This is a genomic window from Mycobacterium deserti, from assembly GCF_025345615.1.
In the GTDB taxonomy this organism is placed as follows: Bacteria; Actinomycetota; Actinomycetes; order Mycobacteriales; family Mycobacteriaceae; genus Mycobacterium; species Mycobacterium deserti.
The window spans coordinates 721941-734997 of sequence record NZ_JAODWD010000002.1; the positions used below are offsets into that span (position 1 = coordinate 721941).

Genomic DNA, 13057 nt, shown 5'->3' on the forward strand with positions numbered 1-13057 from the left:
GGAAATCGGCGCACCATCGAGTCATGGACACCACCGTCGACGAGATCGGGACGGACGTCTACCGCCTGTCCACCTACATCCCAGACATCACCGAGCACGGCTTCACGTTCAACCAGTTCCTGCTCACCGGGGACGATCCGTTCCTGTTCCACTGTGGCCATCGACAGCTGTTCCCGTTCGTGTCGGAGGCCATCAACCAGGTCATCCCGCTGGAGAAGCTGCGCTGGATTTCATTCGGCCACCTGGAGGCGGACGAGTGCGGCGCGGTGAACCTGTTGCTCGACGCGGCTCCCAACGCCGAGGTCATCCACAGTGGCCTGGCTTGCATGCTCTCGCTGAACGACCTCTGCGACCGGCCGCCGGTCGTGGCCAACGAGGACGGTGTGCACGACGTCGGCGGGCACCGGCTTCGCTTCATCGCGACCCCCCATGTGCCGCACAACTGGGAGGCGGGTCTGTGGTTCGACGAGACCACCTCGACGCTGCTCGCCGGCGACCTCTTCACCCACGTCGGTTCCTGCCCGGCGATCACCGAGGCCGACATCGTCGAGCCCGCGCTCGCGGCCGAGGAGTTCTTCCACGCCACCGGACTCACCATCAACCTGCAGCCGACTCTGCGGCGGCTCGCCGAACTGAATCCGACGACGCTGGCACTCATGCACGGGGCGACCTACGCGGGCGACGGCGCCGGACAGCTGCGCGCCCTGGCCGACGGCTACGCCGCGATGGCAGAATCGCCGCGATGACCGCCGCACAACGGGAACGCGCCGCACTCGTCGAGACCATGCACTCGGTGGGCCCGGACGCGCCGACGTTGTGTGGTGACTGGACCACCCGTGACCTCGCCGCCCATCTCGTGGTGCGCGAACGCAGGCTCGACGCCGCACCCGGCATCATGGTGCCGTTTCTGGCCGGTTACACCGACAAGGTGCAGCAGCAGGTCGCGCAGTCCAGCGGGTGGGATCAACTGCTGGACAAGGTCGCCCAAGGCCCGCCGCTGTTGTCCCCGTTCAAGATCCTCGACCCGCTGGTCAACATGAACGAGATGTACATCCACCACGAGGATGTCCGTCGATCTCAACCGGATTGGGAACCGCGGCCTCTCGATGATGCGACCGTCAAGGCGCTGCGCCGCGGATTGGCGCTGATGGCCCGGCTGACACTCGCCAAGGCTCCGGCGAAAGTGTCGCTGCGCACGCCGCAGGGCCAGGAGTTGGTCAGCATCGGCAAAGGACCGACGCTGACCGTCACCGGCGAACCACAGGAGCACCTGCTCTTCGTTTCGGGTCGCGACGCGGTGCGGCTCACGTTCGACGGCGACACTGACCTCGTCAACTCCGTGAAAGCCGCCCGCCGCGGGCTGTAGCCGACGGCGCCGGGCTCTACGCTGGCGAGCGTGACTTCACCGCTCGATTTCCGGGTCTTCGTCGAACCGCAGCAGGGTGCCACCTACGCCGACCAACTGGCCGTCGCGCGCGCCGCCGAGGCCCTCGGCTACTCGGCGTTCTTCCGATCCGACCACTACCTCGCGATGAGTGGCGACGGAATGCCCGGCCCCACCGATTCCTGGGTGACGCTGGCCGGCATCGCCCGCGAGACGTCGACGATCCGGCTCGGCACCATGGTCACCTCGGCTACGTTCCGCTTTCCCGGCCCGCTGGCGATCTCCGTCGCGCAGGTCGACGAAATGAGCGGAGGCCGGGTGGAATTGGGCCTCGGAGCGGGATGGTTCGAGGCCGAACATCTGGCCTACGCGATTCCCTTTCCCTCGCTGCGGGACCGGTTCGACCGACTGACCGAACAGCTGCAGATCATCACCGGCCTGTGGACGACGCCGGTCGGGGAGACCTTCGACCACAACGGTGCGCACTACACCGTGGCGGAGTCGCCTGCACTGCCGAAACCGGCGCAGTCCCCGCATCCGCCGATCATCATCGGCGGCCAGGGCGCCAAGCGCACACCCGCGCTCGCCGCGGAGTTCGCCGCCGAATTCAACGTGCCGTTCGTGCCGCTGGATGTGGCCAAGACCCAACTCGAGCGGGTGGCGGCCGCGGTGTCACGCACCGGCCGGCCCGCCGACTCCATGACGTACTCCGCGGCGTTCGTGCTCTGCGCCGGTCGAGACGACGCCGACATCGCCCGGCGTGCCGCTGCCATCGGCCGCGACGTCGACGAGTTGCGCAGCAACTCTCCCCTGGTCGGCACCCCCGCCGAGATCGCCGACAAGCTGGGCGCCTACACCGACGCCGGTGTGCAACGGGTCTACCTGCAGGTCCTAGACATGTCCGACCTCGACCACATCGAGTTCTTCGCCAGCCATGTGATCCCCGCGCTGCGCTGACCCGGCGTCGGCGCAGGACTCGGGTCTACTATCGGTGGCCGTGACCGGCCGGGGAAACGCCGACGACGACGAGCAGCGTGATTCGTCGGAGGTGCCCTGGCACAACCGCCCGCCTGAACTCATCGGGGCGAGCCTGCTCGCTGTGCTCGTCATCGTCCTCGTGGTGTTCGCCGTGTCGTTCATGACGCGTCAGTTCAGCGAACCCGAAGAGGCGCCGCTGAACTTCGTGGATCCCACGTACTCGGTCAGCGAGACGGGGTCGGCCACCACGACCACCACGCAGACCATCACCAGCACGAGCCCACCGTTGACCACCGAAATCAACACCCCAGACCTGCCTTCGACCACGACGTCGAGCAGCGAAACCTCCGAGTCGGACACCGCAGAGGAAACGACCGCCGAGGAGACCACCTCTGAGGAAGAGGAGACGACGGAGCGGACGACGCGCCGTGGACCGCGCACGAATGTGACGCGCACGCTCTATCCGCCGCCCTGACCGCCTACTATCGGTCCCCGTGGCGCGCTACGGACCTCCCGACGACCAGTACCCGAACGACGAGCCGACCGCGTACCTCGGGCCGCCCGTCGAAGAGCCCGAGGTGCCCTGGTACCGCAAGCCGGCTGCACTCGTCGCTTTGGGTGCGCTGGGCGCGGTCCTCATCGCGCTGATCGTTTACGGCTTGGCCAAGGCCATCACCGGTGACGACGCCCCGACCGAGCGCACCAGCCTCACTCCGCTCACCACGACGTCGCGGTCGGTGGCTCCGACAACGCAGGCACCGCAGACCATCACCGAGACCATCACCCCGACGACCACCGAACCCCCGATCACGACCACGACCGAACCGCCGACCACAACCACCACGCCGCCAACCACGACCACCACCGAGGTGACCACCAGCGTCAGCACGAGTACGAGTACGAGCACGGTCACCGAAACGGTGACGGCGCCGCCCGGCGGCTGAGCCGCCAATCCGATACAAGCGGCTGAGCCGCCGATCCGATACGAGCGGCTGAGGTTCAGCGGCCCTGCGCCGCGTACTGCGCGACCAACGCCTCGGCGCTGCGCACCGCGGCTCGGCAGGCGCGCGTGGTGAACGGGTCGTTGAGCGGGTGATCGGCGCGTCGGCGCCAGCGCTGCGCGGCCGCGAACGCCGCCCGCGGACCGTCATAGGGTGCATCGGGTTGCAGCCCGAGCCTGCTGGCCGCGTCGGTTCCTGACCCGCCGATGATCCGGCGCAGCGACACCATCTCGTCCTCGTTGAGAGTGGTTTCCCGCGAACGCAATTGAGACAACAACCGCAGTTCCTCAAACGCGTGCGTGTCGGCCAGCAGCGGATCGATGTCGGCGATGATGTAGCGGCTGGCATAGATCGGGTTGCTCTGCACGAAGCGTCGCAACGACAGCAGGGCGGTGTGCGCCTTCAGTAGATCCGACCGCTGCGCGAACTGCTGGTCGATCACGTCGCGCAGCGCCACCAAGCCGCTGCGCTCGAGCAGCTCGTCGGCCAACGCCACCGAATCGCTGACGCCGGCACGCAATACGGCGATCGAGATCCGGATTCCGAACATGCCGAACCGATCAAGCAGCGCGGCCCGCGTCGCCGCATTCACCGGGAGCGAATCGTCTTCGCGGACAAAGCGGTCCACCGACAGCATCGCCTTGGTCAGTTCCGCGGCGTCCACCCCGGCGAGCTTCTCCAATGCGACGAACTCGCTCTGCCGCAGCGTCCGCGCGGTCAGCGCCAGCAGTCCGGACACGGGAACCACCGCCTGACAGATGCCGGTCTTGTCCATCTCGCTGGTGAACCGCTTCGCGACGTCTCTGGCCGAGAGCATCGCGTCGATGCGCCCGGCGCCGATCTCGTCGGCCCGTGAGGCGACCCCGATCACTCCGAGCGCGCCGGTCGACCCGCCGACCAGCTCGCCGATCTGCTTGAGCAGTGCGATGTCGGCCGCGTTGAGCGTCCGCAGCAGGAACACCACCGCGTCGACGCGCGGCACCCCGTCGTCAGGCACCAGCAGCCGCAGCGTGCGCTGGGAGACGTCGCGCGACAACGACGAGGTGCCGGGGGTGTCGATGATGGTCGCGTCGATCAGCTCGGCGGCAGGCCACTCCACGTCGAGATCGACGACGTCCTCCGGGTCGAGGCTGGCGAAGTCGAACGTCAGCCCGCCGTTGCGGCCGATCGGCACGTTGGAACGCCGGCCGCCGCGGTGATTGGCAGTCACCTTCGGAATGGGGCCGTGCCGGAACCACGTGACGATGCGGGTGGCCTCGGTCGCGTCGGTGGGCGCGATATCCTCCCCCACAAGCGCATTCACCAGGGTGGACTTACCGGCCTTGAGCGTTCCGGCCAACGCGATGCGCATCGGCTGGTTGAGCCGCCAGCCGATCCGGTCCAATTCGTTGTGCACATCGGGGCGGTGGCGGTAGGCGGGATCGGACCGGTACGCCTGGACGGTTCCGCCCAGGATCGCGCGCACCTGATCACTTGTGCTCATCGGGCAATCAGCTTAGGCACCCCCGGTACGCAGCCCTCGCGTACTACGTGCTTCTGGCTGGTGCACGAGGCGCTTCCGGCGCTGTCGAGGACAGCTTGGCCGCGTGGTCGGTGACCTGCTTGAGGATGTTGAGCTGGCGCTCCAGCTCGCGGGTTCTGGTGGTGCGCTCGGCTTCCTCGAGCTTGGCCGCGGCCAAGGTGGCCTGCAACGACTCGTTGAGCGATCGCGTGGTCTGGTTCGCGATTCCGCGGTAGTGGTCGCGCAGCTGACGCTGAATACCCTTGAGCCGGTCGCGCGACTCCTTGCTGACCACGAACTGGATGTCGTCGACGAAGCGACGTGCATTCATCTTGGCCTCGTTGCGGATGCGCAGCATCTTGTTCTCCATCTCCTCCTTATAGGCCTTACGGCCGATGAGGAAGCCGCCACCGAGGGAGAGCGGGTTGAGCATGCCTAGTCCGGCGAAGGAGGTGAGCATGCCGAACATCAGCACGCCGCCGAAGGAACCCCGCAGCCCGGACACCACGCGGTCACCCGCCCGGATCGGCTTGGCCTCCAGCCTGGCCAGCGACTTGAGTTCACCGAAGTCCGCGCCCATGTCGCTGGCGTCGATCTGCGGCATCCTGATCGCATCGAGACCCGCCTCGACGAAGGTGCGGGCCACCTCCTGCGCCAGCACTTCGGCGCGTTGGTAGGCCCAGACGAAGTTGTCACCCACCGCAGTGGCCACCGCGTTCTCGAGCTCCGCGCCGATCTCGGCCCACTGGTGTGTCGGGTCGCAGGAGTCGATCACCTTCTCGGTGTGCTGCGTGATGACCCGGAACCGGTTACGCAGATCGTGGTCGATGTCGGCAGTGAGATCGGCGATCCCGTCGTTGAGCACCTGCTGCCACAGCGAGGTCTGCTGCAACGCCTCCTGCGCTTCTTCCTTGCGCCGCTCGAGATCGTCTCTGAGCCGGTCCCTGGCTTCGGGATCGTTGAGTGCCGACAGTTCACTGCTCACCTTGAGAGTCAGATGTTCGGCGGCCGAGCGAATCTCGGCGACGATGAGGTCGCGGATGCGATCGTTCTGGCGCGACAGCACGTCCTCGCTGAGGAACTTTACGATCGCAGGGAAGTTCGACTCCTCGTTGAGTTCCTTGTCCTTGAGCTGAATCGCGTGGCTACGTAACAACGCCGACGCCGGAATCACCGGTATCGACAGGCCCGCGCGTTGAAGATGGCCCTTGTTGGCTTCGACGATCTGGCGCCAATGCGGGTAGAGGTCGGTCTTGGTGGCGACAATCGTTGCGACGGGGCAGATCTCGAAGGCCTGACGCATGAACGTCATCTCCGGCTCGGTGAACTCCTGGCTGGTGTCACTGCACATCAGCAGCGCGTCGGCGTCGGGCAGTAGGCCGAGCGTCGCCGACAGGTGTGGCTGGCCGTGGCCGCCGACGCCGGGTGTGTCGATGAAGGCCAACCCGCCCTTGAGCAGCGGGCTGGAGGCGGTGACCTCGACGCGCAGCACTTCGCGTCCGCCTGCCTGCGGAGCGCGGCGCAGGTCGGTCTTGAGATCGGCCATCTCTATGCCGATCTGTTCGGGCTCGGCGCCCTCGCCCCGCGCGACGATCAGCTTCGCGGTGGGGTTCTCGCCGTAGGACACGACGACCGCCAGCACCGTGCTCTCGTCATCACCGACCCGCGACACCGGAACGTTCAGCAGCGAGTTGAGCAATTGGCTCTTGCCTTGCTTCAGTTGGCCGGCGATCACCACCCGAATCTGCGGATCGGTGATGCGCACCTTGGCCCTGGCCAAGCGCTCGACCAGGTCGCCGCGATCGTTCGCGTTCGCGATCTTGGTCGTGTGGTCGATCAGCTCGACGATGACCTTGACCTTGCGCGGGTCGTTGGGTTGCGTCATGGGTGTCCTCGATAGCCGGTCGCCAGGAACTCTGCACTAACCGTAGATGCGCGAACTGGCGGGGATCATGCGATCCCCGCCAGCTGCGCTATTCGGTTGTCGTCGGATCAGAAGATGCCGACGTCGTTGCTGACGTTGACGTCGGTGTCGACCGTCTGGGAGTTGTCGACGGAGTTGTCCACCGAGTTGTCCTGGTTGGAGTTGTCCACCGAGGCGTCGACCGAGTTGTCGTCGTTGTCATTGATGACGATCCCGCCGCCGCTGCCGCCGGCGCCGCCAGCCGCGTCGCCGCCGTCGTTGCCGACGCCGATCAGGCCACCGCCACCGTCGCCGCCTGCAGCGCCGCCACCGTTGCCGCCGCTCATGTCGACGTCGTTGATGACCGGGCCCTCGTTGTCCTGGACGATGTCGCCACCGGCCTGCTGGTTCTCGTTGTCGACCTCGTTGTCCTCGCCGATGACCACCGGGGAGCCGTCGCCGGTCTCCACGTCGCCGGTGTTGACGTTCTCGTTGTCGTCGCCGACCACGTTGCCGTCACCTTCGACGTTGGTGGTGTCGATGTCGCCGGCGTTGCCGGTGTTGACGACGCCGCCGTCGGACGCGGTGTTGGTGGTCTTGTCGCCGAGGGTGATGTCGCCGAATTCCAGATCGAAGTTGCCGACACCCTGCTGCTGGTCCTCACCCGCTCGGTTGACGACGTTGGTCTCCGGGCTCATGAAGCTGGTGTCGTTGTGGCTCAGCGTGTCGTTGTTCGACAGCGCTTCGGTCTGCGGCATGAAGGCCACGCCGTTGTGGTTGGCCACGGCACGCTGCATGCCCTCGATCGGGTCGCCGCCGCCGTAGACGGCGCTCGCCGGCGCCACCGCGGTGTAGGCGGTCTGCAGCTGTGCTGCGGTGACAGCCTGTCCGGTGGCGGCCTGCGCGGCCTGGACCGGGTTGTTCACGAATGCGCGAACGTCCTGCGGATCGGGGTTGGGGCCGAACAGATCGATGAGGTAGTCGATCACGGCGGTCACGGGGTTCGTCATTGGATTGCCTTTCGTCAGTGTTGTGGGGAGCTTGTCGCCGGGCTGCCCGGCGAACTGATGACTACGTTATGGACCCGCAGAGCCCCGGGAAACGGGGTCGCAACCCCTCCCTCCGCGAACTCGCCCCGGGCTGAGGGGGCTACCCCCATTAGGGGATTAGGGGGTGCGTAGGGGAATGTGCGGGCGGCCCGGAAAACGACGACTGCGCGGCCCGTTCGGGCCGCGCAGTCGCGTTGTTGGTGCAGGTGTTCGTCAGAAGACGTCGAACCCCGAAGCGTCGGTGTCGACGTCGGCGATCTCGACGATGACGTCGTCGAGGCCCTCACCGGCAGGCGCGTCGACAACCGGGACGTCGTCGATGACGGACTGGTCGAGATGCAGCCCCGGGTCCCCGGCGCCGGCCACGCTCGGCAGGTCCGCCTCGTCGAGAGCGTCCAGGCCGGACTGCAGTGCCTGCTCGGGCTGGTCGACGTAATCGGAGATCAGTGACGGTGTGTCGTCGAAGCCCTGAACTGGGACCGGCGCGTCGAACGCATCGAACGCCGCGGTCGCCGCACCGCTGGCCCACACGTTGCTTGCGGCGTCGCCGATGACGCCGTCAGCACCCGAGGGGGCCGCGGTCGACAACGACTCCGACACCACTGGGATCAAGTTGCTGACGTCAGCACTGGTGACATTCGTCAGGTTGGCATCGAGAATGGCTTGGTCCGGGTTCTCAGCGAATCGCGCGGCAGCATCCTGGTCGCGCACGAGCGACATCACGAAGTCCAGTAACGAGTTCGCCATGAAACGCCCTCCTCTCCATGGCAGATATACAAACGGCGGTAGCTCAACGGCTTGATCCGATGCTATCGACGGCCGGAGCCCCGGTGATCGGTGCGAAACCCACCACTCCAACCGCGGCATTAGGGGGCTCGGCGTTAGGGGTTTTCGCGCCACTAGGGGATGTGCCGTAGGTTGGCGCCCTCAGCCGCTATCGTGAGGAACGGCCAAGTACAGAGGTGAAGATGAGCGACTCTCTCGGGTTGTCGATTGGAATGACCAACCTCGTGGCGGCCCGGGTGGGCCGTCCGCCGGTCATGCGCCGATCGGTGCTCACCCTGTTCGACGACCGCGCGCCCGAAGTCGGTGTGCCCTCAGAATTTCCTCAGAATCCCAAGCTCAACGCGCCCGGAATGGTACTCAGCGGCTTTGTCGAACGCGTCGGTGACCCGGTCCCGTTGGTCGCTGCCGACGGCTCGTCGCACCGAGGTGAACGCGTGCTCGTCGAAGCGCTCGACGCGATGGCGCGCACCGTCGGCGGCGGCGCGCCCGTGTCGATCGCAGTGCCTGCGCACTGGGGGCCTGCCACCGTCGGCGCGCTCCGTGGCGCCCTGCGGGCCACGCCCAGCCTCGCCCCCAACGGCGTTCCCGCGGCGCTGATCCCCGATTCGGTCGCGGCACTGTCGGCATTGCAGGCCGCGCCCGGTCTGCCGTCCAGCGGTGTCGTCGTGCTGTGCGACTTCGGCGGCAGCGGAACCAGCATCACGCTGGCCGATGCCGGCTCGAACTTCGACACCATCGGCGAGACGGTCCGCTACACCGACTTCTCCGGCGACCTGATCGACCAGGCGCTGCTGAACCATGTCGTCGCGGGCATCGCCGACGCCAACGACGCCGACCCGGCGGGTACCGCGGCGGTCGGTTCGCTGGCCCGGCTGCGCAGTGAATGCCGGCAGGCCAAGGAGCGGCTGTCCGGCGAGACCGCCACCGTGGTGGCCGCCGACCTACCCGGATACCGCAACGACGTCCGCGTGACCCGCAACGAGCTCGAGCAGCTGATCGCCGCGCCCCTGGCGGGCGTGCTGAATACCGTCGAAGAAACGTTGCAGCGCAATAACATTGCCGCCAGCAACGTGTCGGCGGTGGCCACCGTCGGCGGCGGCGCGAACATCCCGCTTGTCACCCAGCAGCTCTCCACGCGGCTACGCGCCCCCGTCGTGACCACGCCGCAGTCCCAACTCAACGTGGCCGCAGGCGCTGCGCTCGTCGCCGATGCTGCGGGCGCGGCGACCGGCATGGCTCCGGCCGCCGACGCACCGACGGGGATGGCGCCCACAGGTATGGCAGCCGCCGCCTGGGCGGCAGGTGCGGCCGGCGTCGCGGCTTCCGAGTCCGCGTCTGACGGCGCCTCCTCGGCGACCTTCCGCGCGTTGGCGTGGTCGCAGGACGACTCCCCCGGTGCCGACCCCGTTCCGTACACCGGCGAGGACTACACCTACGCGCCCGGGACCGCCGACGTGCGTCCTCCGATGGAATTCGCTCACGAAGAGGAGGGCTTCGAGCCGGAGTCCGCGCCGTTGCCCTGGTACAAGCGACCGCCGATCCTGTTCGGAGCCGCCGCGGCCGCGGCGCTGTTGGCCATCGGCGGGCTGGCCATCACGTTGACCGGCACCAGCAGCGACACCGGGCCGGTGACCGAGACCGCGACCACGTTCGAGACCGGGCCGTCGCCGCAGGGTCCCCCGCCCGAACCGGTGACGACGGTGACCGTCGGTCCGGACGGCCAGCAGACCACGACCGTGGTTCCGCCACCGCCGACGACAACGACCGCCGCGCCGACCACGACGACAACCAGTCCCACCACCACGACCACCACGGCGACGACCACCACGACGACGCGGACCACCACCACCGCGCCGACCACCACGCAGCCGACCACGACGCAACCTCCCACCACCACGGATCAGGTCATCACTACGACCCCTGACGTGCTGGTCCCGGATGAGCCGTGATCAATGTCCACGCGTGAGGCCGTCGCGAGGCTGATCGCCGCGCCGACCGAGCCGGTCAAGCTGCTGGTATCGGGAGGCATCGGCACCGGCAAGAGTTCGGTGCTGACCGAGGTGCGGGCCGCGTTGCGTGACGCCGGGGTGCCGGTGCTCACCAGAGTTCCGAGGGCAGGCGACGAACCGGCGGCCGCAGTCGTCATCGACGATGCACAGCTGCTCGACGACGACGCGCTGCATCGGCTTGCCGACCGCGTGGCCGACCCCGCCGTGACAGTGGTCGTCGCCACCGAACCGTTGGCGCACCGACCGGCACTGCGCGCGGTGGTCACCGCGATCGAGCGGGAGAACCCCGCGCTGGTTCTGGGGGCGTTGAACCCAAAGGAGGTTCATCGTCGTGCCGCCGAAACCCTCGGCGCCGCAACGTCTCCCGAGATCGTCCGGTCGTTGATAGTTGCGACCGCCGGCCTGCCGTTCCTGCTGCAGCCGGCGGTCACCGCCGCAGCGTCCCCCGACGGGGAGGCCGCCGCCAAGGCAATCTTGCAGGCGGCGAAGTTCGCTCTGATCGAGCGGCTGCGCCGGCTGGACGAGCCTGTCCTGGACACCCTGTTGGTGTCCTCGCTGAGCCTCGATCTCGGGCCCGACGATGTCGCGGCGGCGCTGCGGGTCGGCCCCGAGGAGGCACAGGCACTGGTGGACCGCGCTCGCGCCACCGGACTGATCGAGCCCTCGTACAGCCACGCGTTTCGGCGTGCGCTGCACCGCTGCATCACCCAGATCATCGGGGCGACCCGACATCACGACACCGAGATCTCGCTGTTGATCACTCAGATCCAGTCGTCAACGCTCTCAGCCGAACTCGCGATCCAGTTGGCCGAACACGGACTTCGCGACGACCGGTTGGCCAAGGCATTGACCGAACTGGCGTCACGCAGTCATGGCCCGGCAAAAGCGGCACGGCTTTATCGGGCCGCGGCCGACGCCGGCGCGACCATGTTGAGTTCGCGACTCGCGGACGCTTTGGCGCTGACCGGTGACTGCGTCACGGCGGGTCGACTGGCCGACGAACTGCTCGGCGCCGACGACCCCACCGAACGCGCGGCCGCGGTGCGTATCGCCGCCAGCGTCGCCACACACGACGGCAGTGCGGCGCAGGCCGCCGATCTGTTCCGTTGGCTCGGACCCTATCCCGATGCGTTCGTCAGCGCTGCCGGCGCCATCGCCCTTGTCGCCGCGGGTGACCTGCAGGCCGCTCGTGCTGCGCTGAGCGCCGAGAGCGCCGGGCCCCCGACCTCGACGGCGCGCGCCGCGCGCAGCCTCGCCGACGGTCTTCTGCAGTCCCTCGAGGTGCCGTATCCGACCGCTGTTGCACGCCTCGGTCAGTCCATCACCGCCGAACACCAGTCGACGGGCGTCGCACCCGACACCCCTGCCGCGCTGGTCACCCTTGCCGCACTGCACGGCGGCGACCCCGTACGGGCGCGCAGCGTCATCGGCCGGGCGGTACGCGCGGAACGCGATGAGGGCCAAGAGAATACGGCCTTCGTCGCACGCAGACACCGCCTGCTGCTCGGCTGGGTGCGGATGCAGGACGGCCAGCTGCCCGCCGCGACCGCTGACGTCGCCGCCGTCGTCGGCGACGACATCGCGCTGCACCGCCGCGACGCGTTGTGGGCAGCCGCCCTTCAGACGGCGATCGCGCGCCGCAGCGGTGACACCGGAGCCATGCAGAAGCACTGGTATACCGCGATGGAAGTGCTCGCCGAGTACTCCACAGACCTGTTCTTTCTGCTGCCGCTGGGCGAATTGTGGATCACCGCCGCGCGGCTGCGGCAGGTCGACCGGTTGCAGCACACGCTCGACGAGGCGTTCGCGCTGCTGGCCGCGCTCGGCAATCCGGTGTTGTGGTCGGTGCCGCTGCACTGGGCGGGGGTGCACGCCGGAATCCTGGCCAACGCCCCCGAGGCGGTGGCGCCTCACGGACAGGCGCTGACGGCCGCCGCAGCGCATAGCGCGTTCGCCAAGGCGCTCGCCAACGCGGGCCGCACCTGGTTGCGCACGCTGGCCAATTCGGTCGATGCTGACGAAGTCACCTCGGCTGCAAGGCTTCTGGCTCAGTTCGGCCATACCTGGGATGCGACCCGCTTGGCTGGGCAAGCCGCGCTACAGACGTCCGACGGCCGCATCTCAGGCGCGATGCTGCAGTTGGCGCGCGACCTGAAACAGACCGTCGCGCTCGACGACGCGCCCGGTCTCGAGTCCGCGACCGCGACGCGGGACGTGCGGTCCGGTCCGGCCCGCGCGTCCTCGTCGCGGCTGTCCGACCGCGAGCGCGAGGTCGCCGAACTTCTCCTGCTCGGCATGCCGTACCGCGACATCGGCAACCAGCTGTTCATCTCGGCGAAGACCGTCGAGCACCACGTCGCGCGCATACGCCGGCGGCTCGGCGCTGAATCCCGTTCGGAGATGTTGTCGATGCTGCGCACCATGCTCGCGCCGCAGGCCTGATCCC

11 protein-coding genes are annotated in these 13057 nt (G+C 68.0%); 7 read left to right on the forward strand and 4 right to left on the reverse strand.

Annotated elements, in window-relative coordinates; translation table 11 throughout:
* The first annotated feature begins 23 nt into the window (after nt 1–23).
* Genes N4S67_RS09805 through N4S67_RS09825 form a run of 5 tightly spaced genes read left to right on the forward strand, consistent with a single transcriptional unit; the run spans nt 24 to nt 3306 of the window.
* Nucleotides 24–746: an MBL fold metallo-hydrolase gene (locus N4S67_RS09805; RefSeq protein ID WP_260992752.1), complete on the forward strand. Its 723-nt coding sequence runs from the start codon at nt 24–26 to the stop codon at nt 744–746.
* Nucleotides 743–1366, forward strand: coding sequence for a TIGR03085 family metal-binding protein (locus tag N4S67_RS09810; RefSeq protein ID WP_260992753.1), 624 nt, complete (start codon nt 743–745; stop codon nt 1364–1366). Before N4S67_RS09805 ends, N4S67_RS09810 begins: the two co-directional genes overlap by 4 nt.
* 30 nt (nt 1367–1396) lie before the next feature.
* Nucleotides 1397–2341 carry an LLM class F420-dependent oxidoreductase gene (locus tag N4S67_RS09815; RefSeq protein ID WP_260992754.1) on the forward strand — a complete coding sequence of 315 codons (945 nt, stop codon included), beginning with the start codon at nt 1397–1399 and terminating at the stop codon, nt 2339–2341.
* Nucleotides 2342–2381: 40 nt separating this feature from the next.
* Nucleotides 2382–2837, forward strand: a complete 456-nt coding sequence (locus N4S67_RS09820; protein WP_313959933.1) for a hypothetical protein — start codon at nt 2382–2384, stop codon at nt 2835–2837.
* 19 nt (nt 2838–2856) lie between these two features.
* Nucleotides 2857–3306 (forward strand): hypothetical protein, encoded by a 450-nt coding sequence (locus tag N4S67_RS09825; protein WP_260992756.1) that lies wholly within the window; start codon nt 2857–2859, stop codon nt 3304–3306.
* Between the two features lie 55 nt (nt 3307–3361).
* Here N4S67_RS09825 and N4S67_RS09830 read toward each other — a convergent pair whose 3' ends face one another.
* The 4 genes from N4S67_RS09830 to N4S67_RS09845 form a co-directional block, all read right to left on the reverse strand.
* Complete coding sequence (locus N4S67_RS09830) at nt 3362–4846, reverse strand: dynamin-like GTPase family protein (protein ID WP_260992757.1); 1485 nt, start codon at nt 4844–4846, stop codon at nt 3362–3364.
* Nucleotides 4847–4889: 43 nt separating this feature from the next.
* On the reverse strand, nt 4890–6749 hold the full coding sequence (locus N4S67_RS09835) for a dynamin-like GTPase family protein (RefSeq protein WP_260992758.1): 1860 nt from the start codon (nt 6747–6749) through the stop codon (nt 4890–4892).
* 107 nt (nt 6750–6856) lie between these two features.
* Complete coding sequence (locus N4S67_RS09840) at nt 6857–7777, reverse strand: hypothetical protein (RefSeq protein WP_260992759.1); 921 nt, start codon at nt 7775–7777, stop codon at nt 6857–6859.
* 252 nt (nt 7778–8029) lie between these two features.
* The gene (locus N4S67_RS09845) at nt 8030–8563 is read right to left on the reverse strand and encodes an Rv0340 family IniB-related protein (RefSeq protein WP_260992760.1); all 534 of its coding nucleotides are present in this window, start codon (nt 8561–8563) and stop codon (nt 8030–8032) included.
* Nucleotides 8564–8784: 221 nt separating this feature from the next.
* Between N4S67_RS09845 and N4S67_RS09850 the strand changes: the two genes are divergently transcribed.
* Nucleotides 8785–10551, forward strand: coding sequence for an Hsp70 family protein (locus tag N4S67_RS09850; RefSeq protein ID WP_260992761.1), 1767 nt, complete (start codon nt 8785–8787; stop codon nt 10549–10551).
* Nucleotides 10552–10554: 3 nt separating this feature from the next.
* Nucleotides 10555–13053, forward strand: coding sequence for an isoniazid response ATPase/transcriptional regulator IniR (iniR, locus tag N4S67_RS09855; protein WP_260992762.1), 2499 nt, complete (start codon nt 10555–10557; stop codon nt 13051–13053).
* Nucleotides 13054–13057: the final 4 nt, after the last annotated feature.

Excerpts from the sequence above, each read along its gene's own strand:
- N4S67_RS09850 (WP_260992761.1), top strand. The coding sequence starts at position 8,785 with ATGAGCGACTCTCTCGGGTTGTCGATTGGAATGACCAACCTCGTGGCG.
- N4S67_RS09835 (WP_260992758.1), bottom strand. The coding sequence starts at position 6,749 with ATGACGCAACCCAACGACCCGCGCAAGGTCAAGGTCATCGTCGAGCTG.
- N4S67_RS09830 (WP_260992757.1), bottom strand. The coding sequence starts at position 4,846 with ATGAGCACAAGTGATCAGGTGCGCGCGATCCTGGGCGGAACCGTCCAG.
- N4S67_RS09805 (WP_260992752.1), top strand. The coding sequence starts at position 24 with ATGGACACCACCGTCGACGAGATCGGGACGGACGTCTACCGCCTGTCC.
- N4S67_RS09845 (WP_260992760.1), bottom strand. The coding sequence starts at position 8,563 with ATGGCGAACTCGTTACTGGACTTCGTGATGTCGCTCGTGCGCGACCAG.
- N4S67_RS09810 (WP_260992753.1), top strand. The coding sequence starts at position 743 with ATGACCGCCGCACAACGGGAACGCGCCGCACTCGTCGAGACCATGCAC.
- N4S67_RS09840 (WP_260992759.1), bottom strand. The coding sequence starts at position 7,777 with ATGACGAACCCCGTGACCGCCGTGATCGACTACCTCATCGATCTGTTC.
- iniR (WP_260992762.1), top strand. The coding sequence starts at position 10,555 with ATGTCCACGCGTGAGGCCGTCGCGAGGCTGATCGCCGCGCCGACCGAG.